General features: G+C 70.6%; 14 protein-coding genes and 1 pseudogene. 7 read left to right on the top strand and 8 right to left on the bottom strand.

The window, feature by feature from the left end; genetic code table 11:
• Window positions 1-105 precede the first annotated feature (105 nt).
• The 6 genes and pseudogenes from AUC44_RS06390 to AUC44_RS06365 all read left to right on the top strand — a co-directional run bounded on the left by AUC44_RS06390 (window position 106) and on the right by AUC44_RS06365 (window position 6,030).
• The gene (locus tag AUC44_RS06390; RefSeq protein ID WP_082688970.1) at window positions 106-1,569 is read left to right on the top strand and encodes an NAD-dependent succinate-semialdehyde dehydrogenase; all 1,464 of its coding nucleotides are present in this window, start codon (window positions 106-108) and stop codon (window positions 1,567-1,569) included.
• Window positions 1,570-1,774: 205 nt separating this feature from the next.
• Window positions 1,775-2,851 (top strand): tRNA pseudouridine(13) synthase TruD, encoded by a 1,077-nt coding sequence (gene truD / locus AUC44_RS06385; RefSeq protein ID WP_062157890.1) that lies wholly within the window; start codon window positions 1,775-1,777, stop codon window positions 2,849-2,851.
• The gene (locus tag AUC44_RS06380; RefSeq protein ID WP_157445202.1) at window positions 2,848-3,219 is read left to right on the top strand and encodes a hypothetical protein; all 372 of its coding nucleotides are present in this window, start codon (window positions 2,848-2,850) and stop codon (window positions 3,217-3,219) included. The genes truD and AUC44_RS06380 overlap by 4 nt, the downstream gene beginning before the upstream one ends.
• A gap of 17 nt (window positions 3,220-3,236) precedes the next feature.
• Window positions 3,237-3,674 carry a DUF3293 domain-containing protein gene (locus tag AUC44_RS06375; protein ID WP_062157888.1) on the top strand — a complete coding sequence of 146 codons (438 nt, stop codon included), beginning with the start codon at window positions 3,237-3,239 and terminating at the stop codon, window positions 3,672-3,674.
• Between the two features lie 78 nt (window positions 3,675-3,752).
• Window positions 3,753-5,521: pseudogene (locus tag AUC44_RS06370) on the top strand (ATP-binding protein).
• A 92-nt stretch (window positions 5,522-5,613) separates the two neighbouring features.
• Window positions 5,614-6,030, top strand: a complete 417-nt coding sequence (locus AUC44_RS06365) for a hypothetical protein (RefSeq protein ID WP_062157887.1) — start codon at window positions 5,614-5,616, stop codon at window positions 6,028-6,030.
• 113 nt (window positions 6,031-6,143) lie between these two features.
• Here AUC44_RS06365 and AUC44_RS06360 read toward each other — a convergent pair whose 3' ends face one another.
• The 7 genes from AUC44_RS06360 to glcF all read right to left on the bottom strand — a co-directional run bounded on the left by AUC44_RS06360 (window position 6,144) and on the right by glcF (window position 15,158).
• Window positions 6,144-6,995: a carbohydrate ABC transporter permease gene (locus AUC44_RS06360; protein ID WP_062157886.1), complete on the bottom strand. Its 852-nt coding sequence runs from the start codon at window positions 6,993-6,995 to the stop codon at window positions 6,144-6,146.
• A 13-nt stretch (window positions 6,996-7,008) separates the two neighbouring features.
• Window positions 7,009-7,938 carry a carbohydrate ABC transporter permease gene (locus tag AUC44_RS06355; RefSeq protein WP_062157885.1) on the bottom strand — a complete coding sequence of 310 codons (930 nt, stop codon included), beginning with the start codon at window positions 7,936-7,938 and terminating at the stop codon, window positions 7,009-7,011.
• A 145-nt stretch (window positions 7,939-8,083) separates the two neighbouring features.
• A complete protein-coding gene (locus AUC44_RS06350; protein WP_062157884.1) occupies window positions 8,084-9,343 on the bottom strand; it encodes an ABC transporter substrate-binding protein in 1,260 nt (419 codons plus the stop codon).
• Between the two features lie 331 nt (window positions 9,344-9,674).
• The gene (gene cpdB / locus AUC44_RS06345) at window positions 9,675-11,600 is read right to left on the bottom strand and encodes a 2',3'-cyclic-nucleotide 2'-phosphodiesterase (protein ID WP_062157883.1); all 1,926 of its coding nucleotides are present in this window, start codon (window positions 11,598-11,600) and stop codon (window positions 9,675-9,677) included.
• Between the two features lie 78 nt (window positions 11,601-11,678).
• Complete coding sequence (locus tag AUC44_RS06340; RefSeq protein WP_417926369.1) at window positions 11,679-12,344, bottom strand: DUF5639 domain-containing protein; 666 nt, start codon at window positions 12,342-12,344, stop codon at window positions 11,679-11,681.
• Window positions 12,345-12,397: 53 nt separating this feature from the next.
• Window positions 12,398-13,837, bottom strand: a complete 1,440-nt coding sequence (locus AUC44_RS06335) for an FAD-binding oxidoreductase (RefSeq protein ID WP_062157881.1) — start codon at window positions 13,835-13,837, stop codon at window positions 12,398-12,400.
• Window positions 13,838-13,880: 43 nt separating this feature from the next.
• Window positions 13,881-15,158 carry a glycolate oxidase subunit GlcF gene (gene glcF, locus AUC44_RS06330; RefSeq protein ID WP_062157880.1) on the bottom strand — a complete coding sequence of 426 codons (1,278 nt, stop codon included), beginning with the start codon at window positions 15,156-15,158 and terminating at the stop codon, window positions 13,881-13,883.
• 165 nt (window positions 15,159-15,323) lie between these two features.
• On the opposite strand from glcF, the gene AUC44_RS06325 reads away from it, so the two are divergent.
• Entirely contained in the window at window positions 15,324-16,373 is a 1,050-nt protein-coding gene (locus AUC44_RS06325) for an LLM class flavin-dependent oxidoreductase (protein ID WP_062157879.1), read from the top strand.
• Window positions 16,374-16,419: 46 nt separating this feature from the next.
• On the opposite strand, the gene AUC44_RS06320 is transcribed toward AUC44_RS06325, so the two are convergent.
• Entirely contained in the window at window positions 16,420-16,641 is a 222-nt protein-coding gene (locus tag AUC44_RS06320; RefSeq protein ID WP_157445200.1) for a hypothetical protein, read from the bottom strand.
• Window positions 16,642-16,665: the final 24 nt, after the last annotated feature.

Below are 16,665 nucleotides of genomic sequence, written 5' to 3'. Positions count from 1 at the left end.
GCGGTGTCCCGCCTCACCGAACCGGGGCTGGTCAGGGGTGGGGGCGGGGGGGGACACTGGGCCCCTGACGGCCTGCTCGCTGACTCCTTTCCCTCTGGAGGTTCCATGACCACCCCACCCACTGACCTGTCCCGTGATCCCGCGACCCGTTCCCGCGCCTACTTCGCGGGTGGATGGCACGCGCTGGACCGCACCTTTCCCGTGTTCCATCCCGGCAACGGGCAGCTGATCGGGGAGGTGGCGGACTGCTCGGCGGGGGACGCCCGGCAGGCGATCGACGCGGCCGAGCGGGCCCTGCGGAGCTGGCGGCGCGTGAACGGCTACGAGCGCGGGCGGGTGCTGCGCCGCTGGTTCGAGCTGATGCTGGCGCACCAGGAGCCGCTGGCGCGCCTGATGACGCTGGAGATGGGCAAGCCGATCACCGAGACGCGCGGCGAGGTGCATTACGCGGCCAGTTTCATCGAGTGGTGCGCGGAGGAGGCCGGGCGCATCGCGGGCGAGCGGGTGAACCTGCGCTTTCCTCACAAGCGCGGCCTGACGGTGCAGGAGCCGGTGGGCATCGTGTACGCCGTGACCCCGTGGAACTTCCCGGCGGGCATGATCACGCGCAAGGCCGCCCCGGCGCTGGCGGCGGGCTGCGTGATGATCCTCAAGCCGGCCGAGCTGAGCCCCATGACAGCCCTGTACCTCGCGGAACTGTGGCTGGAGGCTGGGGGGCCGCCCGATACCTTCCAGGTGCTGCCCACGAATGACGCCCCGGCGTTCTCGCAGCCGCTGATGGCGGACGAGCGGGTCCGGAAACTGACCTTCACGGGCAGCACCGAGGTGGGGCGGCTGCTGTACGGTCAGGCCGCGCGGACGATCAAGCGCGTCAGCCTGGAACTGGGCGGGCACGCGCCTGTGCTGGTGTTCGACGACGCCGATCTGGAGGGCGCGGCCCGCGAGGTGATCGCCAGCAAGTTCCGCAACGCCGGGCAGACCTGCGTGTGCACGAACCGGGTGTACGTGCAGCGCGGCGTGACCGAGGCCTTCACGCGCCTGCTGACCGAGAAGACGGCGGCGCTGACGGTGGGTGACCCGCTGCTGGACGGCACGCAGGTGGGCCCGGTGGTGGAGCAGGCGGGCCTGGACAAGATCCAGGCGCAGGTGCAGGACGCCCTGGCGCGCGGCGCGCGGGCCACGACGGGGGGGCAGGCGACGGGCGGACTGTACTTCCAGCCGACGGTCCTCACGGACGTGCATCCGGACAGCGTGATCCTGCGCGAGGAGACGTTCGGGCCGGTGGCGCCTGTGGTGGTGTTCGACACCGAGGAGGAGGGGCTGGCCCTGGCGAACGCGTCCGAGTTCGGGCTGGCCGCGTACGCGTACACGCGGGACCTGGGCCGCGCCTTCCGCGTCGCGGAGGGGCTGGAGTACGGCATCGTGGGCCTGAACGACGGTCTGCCCAGCGCGAACGCGCCGCACATTCCCTTCGGCGGCATGAAGAACAGCGGCGTGGGCCGTGAGGGCGGCCACTGGGGCCTGGACGAGTACCTGGAAACGAAGTTCATCAGTCTGTCGCTGGTGTAACGTCACCCCGGGCCGCAGCCAGTCTCCCCTGCTGCGCCCCGGGGGATGAAGGTCTCTTCATGTCTCTCAGAGTCGTGGGCGGCCCGGGCGGCGCGCGGCCTGTGAACCCCGCAGGGCACAGCGTCACGCACTCACACCGGCTACTTCCCTGGCATGCAAAAAATTTCACATCAAATCTGCTCATGCGGGATATGGTGGGCAGATCGTGAGTCTGGTGTTTGACTGGTCGGCGCTGCGCGCCCTGACGGATGGCCCGGGAACCGGCGGGGTGCTGCGCCGTGAACCGGCCGATTTCCGCGTGGAGGAGCAGCCCGCCTACCCCTTGAGCGGCGAGGGGGACTTCCTGTTCGTGCAGCTGGAGAAGACCGGGCACACCACGGCGCATGTCCTGCGTGAGCTGGGCACGCAGCTGGGTGTGCGCGACCGGGACATCGGCGTGGCGGGGCTGAAAGACCGGCACGCGGTGACGACCCAGTGGATCAGCCTGCCCGCCAAGTACGAGGCCCGGCTGCCGGCCTTCGCGATGGAGGGCGTGCGGGTGCTGGACACGGCGCGGCACGGCAACAAGCTGGCCATCGGGCACCTGAGCGGCAACCGCTTTCAGGTGCGGGTGCGCGGCGCCGCCGGAGGAGCGGACGAGGCGGCGCGCACGCTGGCCGAGCTGAGTGCGCGCGGCGTGCCGAACTACTTCGGGCCGCAGCGCTTCGGGCTGGGTGGCCTGAACGCCGAGGAGGGCCTGCGGGTCGTGCGGGGCGAGTCGCGCGTGCGTGACCCCCGGGTGCGCCGCTTCCTGACGAGTGCGCTTCAGAGCGTGGTGTTCAACGCCTTCGTGAGCCGCCGCCTGGAACGCGGGGTGTTCGACGCCCTGCTGGCCGGGGACATGGCGAAGAAACACGACACGGGCGGGGTCTTCAGCGTGCAGGACGCGGCGGCCGAGACCCCGCGCGCCCAGCGGGGTGAGGTGAGTGCCACGGGCACGCTGTTCGGCCGCAAGGTCAAGCCGCTGACCCTGGACGCCGGTGAGCTGGAGCGCGAGGTGCTGGAGGAACTGGGCCTGAGCCCCGAGGTGTTCGGCAGCCGCAAGGGGGACCGCCGCCTGACCCGCGTGTATCCGCAGGAGGCGCTTGTGACGCCCGGGGAGGACGGCTTCACGCTGTCGTTCACGCTGCCCAAGGGGAGTTTCGCGACCAGCGTGCTGCGGGAGGTCATGAAGACCAGCGTGGACGCCGCCGCGCCCGAACTGGACGCCGAGGACGGCGCGGACGAAGGAGGGAATGCGTGAAGGTCCGAACTCTGCTGTGTGCGGCGCTGCTGAGCCTGTCGTCTGGCAGCGTGCAGGCCAGCGTCCCCCAGGGCATGACCCTGAAACTGATGCATGAGGGCGTGCAGCTGGTGGGCACCCTGAAGATCGCCCGCAGCGACGAGCTGCTGGGTGTGTGGAGCAGCGCGGGCCGGGCGCGGCTGCTGCGCTGCGAGCCGCGCTGCAAGGTCGTGACGAGCATCCCGATGCCCGGGACGTTGACACTGGGCACGGACGCGCGCGCCCGGGTGGTGCTGGGCGGCACCTTCAAGGTGGGGCAGCGCGTGGGGCTGGTGTTCCGGTTGAAGAACGCGCAGATCGTGAGCGTGCAGGCCACCGTGACCCGCTGACCGGACGGCATCCTCACATGAACGCCGAGCTGCGCGCCGCTTTCCTGGCCAGCGCCTACGGCCGGGCCGGGGAGCGGCTGCACCTGACGCCGGCCGGGCCGGGCGCGTCCCCCGACTGGGCCGCAGCAGGGCAGCGCTGGGCGATCTTGACCGCCTGGAATCCGGGTGCTCAGCCCACGTCAGCTGACCTGAACAGGGCCCGGCAGGCCCAGCTGGCCGCCGGGGCGCAGCCCTGGGCACCCCTACCGGGCTGGAACGGCGAGGGCGCGTGGCGCGAGGACACCCTCATCCTGCGCGGCGTGCCGCTCCCCGAGGCCGTGCGTCTGGGCTGCCTCTTCGGGCAGGCGGCGGTGGTGTGGGGCGTGGGGCGCCGGGCAGCGCTGGTGTGGCTGGACGGTCCGGTGCTCACGCAGCGGCGCTGGCTGACCCGCGAGCCCGCACGCGTGGGCCGCTGACCGGGCCGGCTGGGGGGGTGGCCGGCTCGGGCCTGTCCCCTCCCGGAACGGCGCCGAATCCGGCTATACTGCCGGATTGTGACGCTGGACGCGACCGACGCCATCTCGCCGCTGGGGGTGCTGCCCCCGGCGGGGCCCACCTGCATTCACCTGCCGCTGGACGTGACGCCCGAGAGCCTCGCGCGGTACGCGGTGGGCCTGGCGAACGCGCGGGGCGGGACGGTGCTCGTCGGCGTGGATGTGGTCGCGGGGGGCAGGCGGTGCGGGACGCGGGTGAGCTGCACCCGCTGATGGTCACGCACGCGATCTTCGAACTGTCGGGCGGGCGCCTGACCGTGAACGTGCAGCACCACCGCCTGCCAGGCGGGGCACGGGTGCTCGCGGTGTTCGTGCCGCACGCGCCGTACGTGCTGGCCGCGCCGGACGGGTCGGTCATCGCCTGGGACGGCGCGCACCTCGTACCGGTCACGCCGGGCGAGGCCGAGCCGGTCGCGGATCAGGATTTCACGGCGACCGTCCCCCCGGACGCCTCGCTGGCCGATCTCGATCCGGCCGAGGTGGCGCGGCTGCGCGGCCTGGGCCGCCGGGCGAGCGCGGCGAACCTCCCGGATCTGGATTTCCTGCAGGAACTGGGGCTGCTGATTCCCAGTGGCGGGGCGCTGCGGCCCACGCTGGCGGCGATCCTGCTGGCGGGCACCCCGGCGGCGCTGCGGGCGCACGTGCCGCAGTCGGAGGTGTGCTTCTACCACCACCAGTCGGGCGACGTGGACTTCCAGTTCCGCGAGGACCTGCTGCGGCCCATTCCGGCGCTGCTGACCCGGCTGGCGGAACTCATTCAGGCCCGCAACCGCTTCACGCCGGTGCAGGTGGGGCTGTTCCGCATCGAGGTCTGGGATCAGGACGAGGTCGTGTACCGCGAGGCGCTCCTGAACGCCCTGACGCACCGCGACTACACCCTGCGCGACGCGGTGCACGTGCATCACTTTCCGGACCGGCTGGAGATCATGAACCCGGGCGGACTGCCGGGCGGGATCACGCCGGGCAACATCCTGCGGCACCAGCCCAAGCGCCGCAATCCGCTGCTGGCCGAGTCGCTGGCGCGCCTGGGGCTGGTCGAGCGGGCCGGGGTGGGCGTGGACAAGATGTACTCGCTGATGCTGCGCCACGGCAAGGAACCGCCGGAGTACACCACCTACCCTGACTCGGTGACGCTGGCGCTCCACTCGCCGGGTTTCGACGCCGAATTCGTGCGGTTCGTGGCCCGCAAGCAGGAGGAGATGCAGACCCTCTCGCTGGACGTGCTGATCGTCCTGAGCCTGCTCGCGCGCGAGGGTGAGGCGACCCGCGCGGCGCTGGCCCGCGCGCTGCAACTGCCGGAGGACCGCACGCCCAGACTGCTGCGCGGCATGGAGGAGCACGGGCTGATCCGCCGGGCCGGGGTGGGGCGCGGCATCGCGTACGTCCTGAGTGACGAGGTGCGCGCCGCGCTGGGTCGCCCCGCGCTGCCTGCGCTCGACGCGCCGCCGGTGACCAGCCCCCCGGTTGTGGTGGCTGAGCCTGCCCCCGGACCGGCCGCCGCTGTGCCCGGACAGCCCACCGCGGCCCCGAAGCCGGCGCGCCCGCCGCGCCGCCCGGCGGACAGCAGCGGCCCGAACGCCGCCGAGGTGCGCGCGATCGCGCTGGCCCTGGCGCGCGAGCAGGGCCGGGTGCGGAACGTGGACCTGCGCGGGGCGTGCGGCATCACCACGCAGCAGGCGTGGCGGACGCTGCGGCGACTGGTACAGGACGGCCTGCTGCGCAAGCTGGGCACCGGCACGCGCGACGCCGCGTACGAACTGCTGCACTGACAGCACCGGTCCGTGCAGCCTGTCCACACCCTCTCCGGCTCGGGCGGAGTGAGTCCCTGAAAACCGCGCTGACGGGCGGTACAGTCGGGAACGTGAGTTCCTTTGACGAGTTGCAGGCGGTGATCCGGCGCGGCGCTCAGGCCCGGCAGGCGGATCAGCGGGCCTGCGAGGGGTTCCTGAACCTGCTGTACCACGCGCTGCGCGCCGCGAACGGGCCGGGTCTGCCCCTGAACAACGTCAGCATGGACCCTGTGCCCGATCCGCAGGAGACGCTGCGGCCGGCGCCGCTGGGCAGCTGGCACGCGGCGTGGTTCCGGCTGGGGCTGTGCGAGGTGCTCGTGCGGGTCCGCCGCGCCGACGGCGCGTTCCGGGGCGAGTACGGCCGGGGCGAGGGCTTCCGGGTGGACGATCTGTCCGAGGACGCGGTCCTGCGCCTGGCACGGCAGGTGCTCCGGGACGTGATCACCATGTACGGGGGCGGCCACGACGAGGGCACGCACCTGAACTGACCGCCGGGCGGGGCGGATCTCGCCGGCGTGCACACCACGAGCCCGAAGAGGTGCCGGCCGCCCCACAGGATCGGAGCGGCCGGCACCTCTTTCGGGTCAGGAACGGGTGCGGCTCAGCCTTTCACGGCCCCGGCGGTCAGGCCCGAGACGATGTTGCGCTGGAAGACCAGCACCAGGATGATCAGCGGCACGGTCACGACGATGCTGGCGGCCATGATCGGGCCCCAGGGCTGGTCGAACTGGGTGGCGCCGGAGTAGTTGGCGATCACGACCGGCACGGTGCGGTTGGTGCTCGTGAACGTCAGGGCGAAGAGGTACTCGTTCCAGGCGTTGATGAAGGCCAGCAGGCCGGTGGTGACCAGGGCGGGCATCATGACCGGGAACAGCACCTGGAAGAGGGTCTGCAGGGGGCTGGCGCCGTCGACGAGCGCGGCCTCCTCCAGTTCGCCGGGAATGTCACGCACGAAGCTGGTCAGCACCCACACCGTGAAGGGGATGGTGAAGATCAGGTACGTGAGGATCAGCCCGACGGGGTTGTTGTACAGCCCCAGGTTGCTGATCAGGGTGTACAGGCCCGAGAGCACGGCGATCTGCGGGAAGACGCTGACGGCCAGGATCACGTACATGATGATCTGCTTGCCGCTGAAGCGGAAGCGGCCCAGCGCGTAGGCGGCGAACGACCCGATCAGCAGGCTGATGAGCACCGAGCCGACCGCGACGATCAGCGAGTACAGCAGGCCCCGCTGGAAGTTGGGGTTGGCGAAGACCTGGGTGTAGTTCTGGAAGGTGGTCTCGGCGGTGATGAACTGCGCGGGTGGCAGGAACAGGTCGCCGGGCGAGCGCAGGCTGGTCAGCACAGCCCAGAAGAACGGGGCGAGCAGGTAGAAGGCGATGACCAGCACGAGCAGGTAGAAGGCGGCGCGTTGCAGGTAGTACAGGGCCGGGTTGGTGGTTTTCAGGTTCATGCGCGCCCTCCCCTCAGTCGAATTTCACGCGGAACGCCGTGACGTACAGGACGACGATCACCATGATGATCAGGAAGATCGCCACGCTGACGGCGCTGCCGAAGCCCAGCAGCGAGTTGTCGATCAGGGCCTGGCGGGCGTAGCCAGTCATGCTGGTGGCGGCGGCGTTCACGTTGCCCAGCATCACGGACATGATGTCGAACACGCGCAGGGCGTCCAGGCTGCGGAAGACCAGCGCGACCAGCAGCGCCGGGCGCAGCAGCGGCAGGGTCAGGCGCCAGAACTGTGTCCACTTGCTGGCGCCGTCCATGTCGGCCGCCTCGTACATGTCGCTGGGCAGGCTCTGGAGGCCCGCCAGGATCAGCAGGGCCATGAAGGAGGTGGTCTTCCAGACGTCCACGGCGATCAGGGCCCAGATGGCGCTGTCGGTGTTGGCGAGCAGCGCCTGGCCGCCCAGCAGGCCGCGGCCGATCAGGCCGAAGGAATCGTTGTACATGTACGACCACATCTGCGCCGAGACCACCGTGGGAATCGCCCAGGGCACCAGCATGGCGGTGCGCAGCAGCCCCCGTCCCTTGAAGGTGCTGTTCACGACGAGCGCGATGATCATGCCGAACACGGTTTCCAGGAACACCGACACCACCGTGAACAGCAGGGTGTTCTTCACGGCGCCCCACCACTTGGGGTCCTGCAGGAAGCCCAGGGCGACGCCGTCCTCGGTGGTGAACCAGAAGTTGCCCAGGCCGACGAAGGTGCGCTGGTCCGGGGTGGTGAGGTTGGCCTCGAACAGCGAGAAGTAGATGGTGCGGTAGAGCGGGTAACCGGCCACGAGGGCGATGGCGATCAGGGTGGGCAGCAGCAGCCAGATGGCCTGCCGGGCGCGGGCGGCTTCAATGCCGCGGGTGCGGACGGGCCGGGCGGGCGCGGTGGGGTTCACGGTCATGCCGGGTGTACCTCCTGTGGGGTGGGTGCAGTGTAGGCCGGGGGCGGCGCCTGCTGCGTGTATGAATGCTTTCGCAAGGGGCGTTGATAGGCGAAGGGGGGACTCCCCGGGTGCTGGGCGTCCCCCCTTCTCCAAGGGTGTGGATTTACCAGCCGCGGCCCTTGATGCGGGCGAGGTCGGTGCTGAGCTTGGCGACGGCGGCCTGGCCCTTGCTCTTGCCGTTCAGGACGTCGCTGACGGCGGTGCTGAAGGCCTGGGAGACCTGGTTGTACTTGCTCTTGGTGGGGCCGGAGGGACGGGCGACGGCGCTGGTGAAGACGCTGTACAGGCTGCCGAAGAAGGGGTTCTTGGCGAGGATGTCCTTGTCCTTGTAGAGGCTCTGGATGGTGGGGTTGTAGGCCCCTTCGATGGCGCGGATCTTCTGCTCCTCGGGGCCGGCGAGGTAGCGCACGAGCTCGATCGCGGCGGCCTGGTTCTTGGAGTACATGCTCACGCCGAGCTGCCAGCCGCCGAGGGTGGCGGCGTTGCGGCTGCCGCCGCTGGGCAGGGGCGCGACGCCGATCTTGCCCTTGACCTTGCTGTCGTCACCCTGGCCGAGCGCCCAGGCGTAGGGCCAGTTGCGCATGAAGGCGGCGTTGCCGGCCTGGAAGATGCCGCGGGCGGCTTCCTCGTCGTAGGTGGTGACGCCGGCGGGGCTGATGCTCTTGATCCAGCTGGCGGCGGTGTCCAAGGCCTTGGCGGCCTGGGGGTTGTTGATGGTCACCTTGCCGGTGCTGTCCACGATGGTGCCGCCGCCGAAGCTCACGACCCATTCCAGGGCGTCGCAGGTGAGACCTTCGTAGTTCTTGCCCTGCCAGACGTAGCCGGTGAAGGACTTGTTGGTCTTCTGCTCGCCCGTCTGGATCTTCTTGGCCATCGTGGCCAGTTCAGCCCAGGTCTTGGGGGCGCTCTTGTAGCCGTACTTCTGGAGGAGGTCGGTGCGGTAGTACAGCAGGCCGGCGTCGGTGAACCAGGGCAGGGCGACCAGTTTGCCGTTGACGGTGTTGGCGTCGAGGATGCCCTTGAAGTGGGCGTTCACTTCGGCGGCGGGCACCTTGCCCTTCAGGTCGACGAAGTGCTGGGCGAGCAGGCCGGGCCAGACGACGTCGAGCTGGTAGACGTCGATGTCGCTGCTCTTGGCGGCCAGCTGCTGCTGGTACAGGCCGAGGCGGTCGTTGGTGAGGTTGGGGCTCTCGAAGATCTTGACCTCGTTGCCGGTCTTCTTCGACCAGCGGGCGGCGCCTTCCTTGCACATCTGGAGTTCCTGGCCCACGGCGCCGCAGGCGAGGGTGACGGTGACGGCGCTGGCGTTGCTGCTCACGGCGATAGCGGCGCTGAGACTGACGAGTGCGATGACTTTCTTCATGCATCCCCCTTGTGGTGGGTGCCGGACAGGCCCGGCCCGCTCCTGTGAAGCGGTTCCACGTCTTTCGTTCTTGATGGGGCAAGCGTACACCGCCGCTTTCCCACTGTCAATGGAAACAGTTCCAACAAGACGGACGCACACTACACAACTGCCGCGAAACCCCCACCAGCGCACAAAATCGTCTGCCCCCTCCCCCGATGGCGGCGTCCGTCCACCTGCCCCGCCGACCCCCGCCGGACCGGGCAGGCACCGTGGTGGGCGCCGGCACCGGGATGGGCCGGTACAGCCACGCCCCCCGGCCGTGACCGGGGGGCGTGGGGCGCGCGGGGCCTCAGTACTTGATGTAGTACTCGGCGAAGCCGTCGTCGCGGGTCTTGACCAGCGTGGCGTTCGCGGGCATGTACTTCTGCGCGGTGGGGCTGCTGGTGTACAGCAGGGTCGCGCCGGGGATGGGGGTCAGCTTCCAGTTGCCGTCCGCCGTGGGGTTGACGGTCTTCTGGTCGTTGAAGTAGCCGATCAGGGCCTGACGGGTCTCGTCGGGGGCCTGCAGGATGATGTTCTTGCCGGTCAGGCCGGGGAACGAGCCGCCGCCCGAGGCGCGGTAGTTGTTCGTGGCGACCACGAACTCCTGCGCGGGGTCGATGGGCTTGCCCATGTACATCAGGTTCTTGATCCGGTGCGCGCCGGCGTTGGCGACCTCACCCTTGCTGTTGTAGCGGTTGGGCTGGGTCACGTCGATCTCGTAGGTCACGCCGTCGATCACGTCGAAGTTGTAGGTGGGGAAGCTCTCGTCCACGAGCGCCTGGGGCTCAGCCTTGCTGGGGTCGATCTGCTTGAACTGCCCCGCGCTGCGCTCGAGCCACTCCTGCACCTGCGCGCCGGTCACGAGCACGGCCTGCACGGTGTTCGGGTACACGTACAGGTCGGCGACGTTCTTGATCGCCAGCGTCCCGGCGGGGATGTCGGTGTAGTAGCTCGCGCCCGCGCGGCCCCCGGCCTTGAAGGGCGCGGCGGCGGACAGGACCGGCAGGTCCTTGTACTTGGTGCTGCTCAGCGCGGCCTTCACGTACGCGATCTGCGCGTTGCTCACGAGCTGCACGCTGGGGTCGTCCTGGGTCAGCGCCCAGTAGGAGTTGATGGGGGCGGTCAGGTCCGCGACCTTGCCGCGCACGTACGCCAGGGTGCCCTCGTGCGCCTGCTTGACGGCGGCGGCGATGCGGGGGTCGGGCGTGACGAGGTTCTTCTTGGCGGTCTTGTCCCAGATGGGGCGCACGGCGGACTGGGTGTCCTGGATGCTCCACTTCTGGGTCTTGCGGTCGTAGTTCAGTTTCAGGTCGATGATGCCCAGGTCGTTGCCCCAGAAGCCGGCCATGACGACGGCCTTGCCGTTGATGGTGCCCTTGGTGATGTCCGCGCCGGGAATGCTCTTGTACACCGGCCCCGGGAATTCCTGGTGGCTGTGGCCGGACAGGACGACGTCCAGGCCGGGCACCTTGGTCAGTTCGGTCACGGCGTTCTCAGCGCCGGGCACGTAGTCGGCGTTGATGCCGCTGTGCGCGATGGCCACGACGATGTCCGCGCCCTTGGCCTTCATCTCGGGGATGAACTTGCGGGCGGTCTCGACCATGTCACGGGTGGTGACCTTGCCGTCGAGGTTGGCCTTGTCCCACGCCATGATCTGGGGGGGCAGCAGGCCGATCACGCCCACGTTGATGTAGTAGGGGCGGCCCTGGGTGTCGAACACCAGCTTGCGCTGGATCAGGTAGGGCGTGAAGGCGTTCTTGTCGTTGGCGGGGTTGCCGTCGCCGTCGTCCACGTACACGTTCGCGCTGACGTAGGGCATCGGGGCGGCCGACAGCACCTTGCTCAGGAAGGGCAGGCCGTAGTTGAACTCGTGGTTGCCCAGGTTGCCGGCGTCGTAGCCGAGCACGGCCATGGCGGCGTGCATGGGGTGACGCTGCCCTTCAGCCAGGGGGTTGACGCGGGCCACGAAGTCACCCAGGGGGTTGCCCTGGATCAGGTCGCCGTTGTCGAACAGCAGGCTGTTGCGGGCTTCCTTGCGGGCGTTCTGCACCAGGGTAGCGGTGTATTCCAGGCCGAACTCGCCGGTGGGCTTGTCCTGGTAGTAGTCGTAGCCGAGCGCGCTGGTGTGCAGGTCGGTCGTTTCCAGGATGCGCAGGTTCACGGTCTGCGCGCCCGCTGCGCCGAGAAGCAGCGCGGTCATCAGGGGGATGTGTTTCAGCACGCCCCCCAGCATAGCGAAAAGCGTCAGGGCTGTATCGGGCTGCCCGGTCGGCGCGGCCGGTCCAGGGGTGACGGGCGGGCCGATCCAGCGCTACAGACTGGCGGCCAGCGTGCGGAACAGCGCCGGGGCCTCTGGCACGGGGGCGCCGTCCTGCCAGCCCAGGCGCAGGTCCCGCAGCGCTGCGGCCTCGCCGACCCCCATTCCGTCCGGGAAGAGCGGGGCGTAGTCGGGCGGCACGGTCACGGGCTGCGCGCCGGGCAGGTCCAGCGCCGCGCGCACCTCGCGCTCATGGCCGAAGTGCATGACGTGCGTGCCGTCCGGCGCGGCCCAGGTGAAGCGCGCCGTGGTGGGCACCAGCGGCCCGGGATGCACCACGTGGCCTACGCTCAGGCCGGGGCGCAGGCGCAGCGTGACGTCCAGCAGCTCGCCCAGCAGGCCGAAACTGCCCACGAACGGGCGGGTCAGGTCGTAGCCCTGCACGTTCTTCACGGTGCGGCCCCCCGCGCGCACCACCCGGCCACTCGCGGCGCGGAAGGTGACGCCCAGCACGTCCGACGCGAACGGGAAGGTCTGCCCGAAGCCCCCGCGCCCGATCAGGCCGCCCACGCCGCCCGGCAGGTTCACGTGCGGGAACGGCGGGAACAGCCCGGCCGGCAGCGCGGCGTACACCTCGGGCAGCGTCACCTCACCGGTCAGGGTGATCGTCTGGTCGTCGGGAGACAGGTCAAGGATAGGCATGTGTCGCCTCCGGCGCAGAACATGGGAGAGAGTCGATGGTTGAGAGAAAGGCGAAGGACCTCCATCCACTGTCACCCATCAACCATCACCTCTTCCGCAGGAAGAATCTTGCCGGGGTTGAGCGCGCCGTGCGGGTCGAGAGCGCGTTTCACGCCGCGCAGGGCGGCGAGCGTCTCGGGGTCCACGGCATCACGCATGAAATCGCGTTTCATGCTGCCGATCCCGTGCTCGCCGCTCAGGACCCCGCCGTGGCGGATAGCGACCAGCGCGATGCGGTGCGCGAGGTCATGCACGGCGTGCGCGTCCTCCCGGCGGGGATCGAACAGGATGTTCGGGTGCAGGTTCCCGTCCCCGATGTGCCCGAACTGCACGACCGGAAAGGGACTGGCGTCGCCCAGCGCGCGGATCTCGCGCACCACGTCCGGCAGCGCCGAGCGGGGCACCACGATGTCCTCGTTCATGCGCTGCGGGCGGATGCGGCCCAGCGCCGGGGACACGGAACGCCGCGCGCGCCACAGCTGCGCGCCCTCGTCCTCCGTGGCGGCGCGGCGCACCGTGCCGCCCGAGGCCACGCAGGCGTCCTCGACCAGCCGCAGTTCGTCCTGCACGGTCTCCAGGTCCTCGCCGTCGGTGTCCACCAGCAGCACCGCCTCCGCGTCTCTGGGCAGGCCGAGGTGCAGGTAGTCCTCGACGGCGTTCGTGCAGGCGCGGTCCATGAATTCCAGTTTGCTGGGCACCGCGCCCGCCGCGATGGCGCGGCTGACCGCCTCCGCGCACGCGCCGACCTCCGGGAAGTGCGCCATCAGCGTCCGCGTGAAGCGGGGCGGGGGAATCAGGCGCAGCGTCGCCTCGGTGATCAGGCCCAGCGTGCCCTCCGAGCCGATCAGCAGGCCCGCCAGATCGAACACGTCGCGGGTCAGGCGGTGCACCTCGCCGGCTTCGTCCACGAATTCCAGCGCACGGACGTAGTCGCCGCTCACGCCGTACTTGAAGCACATCGGGCCGCCCGCGTTCTCCGCGAGGTTCCCGCCGATGGTGCTCGTGCGGAAACTCGCCGGGTCCGGCGGGTAGATCAGGCCGTGGGGCCTGGCGGCCTCGGTCACGGCCAGCGTGACCACCCCCGCCTGCGCGGTCGCCTCGCGCCGCCCCTGGTGGATGGTCAGGCGGGTCATGCGCGTGAACGAGATCACCAGCCCCGGCTCCAGCGGGGCCGCGCCGCCCGACAGGCCACTCGCCGCGCCGCGCCCCACGATCGGGACACCCGCCGCGCGGGCCGCCCGGACCGCCGCCACCACGTCCTCGGTACTTTCGGGCAGCACGACCGCCAGCGGCGTCGCCCCGAACTGGATGGCGTCGTAGCGGTAGTTCAGCCGCTCGGAGAGGTTCGACAGCACCTTGCGCGGCCCCAGCGCGCGGGTCAGGTCAGCCGCGAGGGCGTTGGAGGCGCCCCCAGCCGACGCGGGTTTACGAGCAGAGGAATTCGTGGTCAACGCCAGTTTCTCGGTGTTCACGAGCCCACCCCTCCATCACCCATCAACCATCCCGCATCACCCCTCACAGTTCCCCCCGGTACGCCCGGTCGAGGATCTCGATCGTGTGCAGGACGAGCGTGGGGCTGCCCTGGCGGCGCACGTGGCTCTGGATCTGGGTGTGGCAGCCGATGTTCCCGCTGGCGATCAGGTCCGGGGTGGTGGAGAGGATGTTCTTCGCCTTGCGCTCGCCGAGCTGCCCGGCGAGTGCCGGCTGTTCGAGGTTGTACGTGCCGGCCGAGCCGCAGCAGAGGTCGCCTTCCGGGACTTCCAGCACGCGGACGCCGGGGATGGCGCGCAGCAGGGCGCGGGGCGCGGCGCGGACGCCCTGCGCGTGGGCGAGGTGGCAGGCGTCGTGGTACGCGACCGTCAGCGGGCGGCTGGCGGGCACCGGGGGTTCCAGTTCGCCGTTCTGAAGGAGCGTGTTGAGGTACTCGCTGATGTCCATGACCTTCGCCGCGAAGGCCTTCGCGCGCGCCTCGTCGGGCTCGCCGTGCAGGACCATCGGGTACTCCTTGAGGCCCGCGCCGCACCCGGCGGCGTTCGAGAGGATCGCGTCGAAATCGTCGGGGTGGAAGGCGTCCAGGTTGGCGCGCACCAGTTTCAGCGCCTCGTCCCGCGCGCCGGTGTGCAGCGCGGCGGCGCCGCAGCAGCCCTGCCCGTCGGGAATGACGACCTCGATGCCGTTGCGGGCGAGCACCCGCAGGGTCGCCGCGTTGAAGTTCGGCGCGAGCGCCTGCTGCGCGCAGCCCACCAGGAACGCCACCCGGCCCCGCTGCACGCCGCGCGCGGGCGTGACCTTCGGGCTGGGCTGCATGGCGGGCACGGTTTCCGGCAGCAGGTCCAGCGGACCACGCAGCGCGGCGGGCAGCACCGGCGCGAGCGGCTTGGCGAACTGCCCCACGCGCGCCGCCACGCTGAACAGCCGCGGGGCGGGCAGGGCCTTGAGGATCGCCCAGCGTTTCGACCGGTCAAGCGCACTGCGCTGACGCTGCGGTTCGCTCCAGCCCCGGAACGCCGTGATCAGCTCGCCGTACGGGACGCCGCTGGGGCAGGCGGTCACGCACGCCTGACAGCCCAGGCAGCGGTCCAGGTGCGGCGCGGCGTCCGCCAGCGGCAGGCCGCCCTCGAGCACCTCCTTCATCAGCACGATGCGGCCGCGCGGGCTGTCCATCTCGTCGCCCAGCAGCGCGTAGGTGGGGCAGGCGGGCAGGCAGAAGCCGCAGTGCACGCAGGCGTCCACCGCGTGCGCCATCACCTCGCCCTGACCGCCCAGGGCCTGCACGGGAATCTCGTTGTTCATCGACCTGCCCTCATGGGGCCCAGGATAGACGCGCCCCCCGCTCCGCACCGGACGCGGCCGCGCAGAGGGCTAGCCAGATGAAGCTGTCCCCCACCGGGAAACACCGCCCCGCGTTCGTGAGCGCACGCAGCTTTTCCCCGCGCGGGGGGGCGCACACTGCCGGGCATGAGTGTGCCCTCTCCCCTGCCCCTGTCCGTGCTCGATCTCGTGCCCGTGCCGCTGGGGTCCAGCGCCGCCGAATCGGTGGAGGCCGCGCTGGCGTACGCGAAGGCCGCCGAGGACGCCGGGTTCACGCGCTACTGGGTGGCCGAGCACCACAACATGGGCGCGCTGGCGTCCAGTGTGCCGCTGGCGGTCCTGGCCGCCGCGTCGCAGCGGACCAGTCGCATCCGTCTGGGCTCGGGCGGCGTGATGCTGCCCAACCACGCGCCGCTGGCCGTCGCGGAAGGCTACCGGCTGCTGTCGGCCCTCGCGCCGGACCGGGTGGACCTGGGTCTGGGCCGCGCCCCGGGCACGGACGGCCGCACGGCCCGCGCGCTGCGGGGGGCACAGGGCCTGATGGAGGAGTCCTTCGAGCGGCAACTCTCGGATCTGATCGCCTTCGGCACCGGGAGGTACCCCGCCGGGCACCCCTTCGCGGGCACGGTGGCCGCCCCGGCAGGCGAGGGCCTGTTCCCGCCGCTGTGGATCCTGAGCAGCAGCGGCTACGGCGCGCATGTGGCGGCGAAGGCCGGGGCGGGGCTGGCGTTCGCGTGGCACATCAACCCGGACACGGCGCAGGCCCGCGCCGCCGCCGACGCGTACCGCCAGGCCTTCGAGCCCTCCGGCGCGTTCCCGGAGGCGCGCGTCCTCGTGGCCGCGAGCGTCGTCACCGCCCCCACCGCCGAGGAAGCCGAGGAACTCAGCCTCCCGCTGGGCCTGATGTTCCTGCGCCTCACGCGCGGCGAGAGCGCCCCCTACCCCACCGTCGCCGAAGCCAAGGCGTACCCGTACACCCCACAGGAACGTGCCCTGGCCGACTCCATGCGCCGCCGCGCGATCATCGGCGACCCGGCCACCGTCGCCGCGCGCCTGCACGCCCTGGCACGCGACACGGCCGCCGACGAACTCATCGTCAGCCTGAACATTCCCGACCCCGCCCAGCGCCGCGAGTCCCTGAAGTTGGTCATGGACGCCGTCCGCGCGCAGGAGACACAGGAGATCGCGCTGGTGTGAGGGCAGCTCAGGACTGCGCAGACAGGGGCTGGTGAGGCCGATGACCTCAGGGATGAGACCCCACGTCCTCGTCTGACCCGTACAGCCTGTAGGCGACCGAGCGGATGCCGAGCAGCACGACGGTCAGGAACCCGGCCGCCCACGCCCACAGGAACACCCCGGTCTGAAGGTCACCCCAGCACAGTGCTGGGAAGGTCGGATCGGTGGAGCAGTGACCGTACCGGACGTCCCACAGGTAACCGGCCCACATCAGGAACACGGGCGGCACGGTCAGGCACGCGGCCAGATGGGC

The organism is Deinococcus actinosclerus (genome assembly GCF_001507665.1).
GTDB lineage: Bacteria > Deinococcota > Deinococci > Deinococcales > Deinococcaceae > Deinococcus > Deinococcus actinosclerus.
This window is presented reverse-complemented; position numbering and strand designations above follow the sequence as displayed.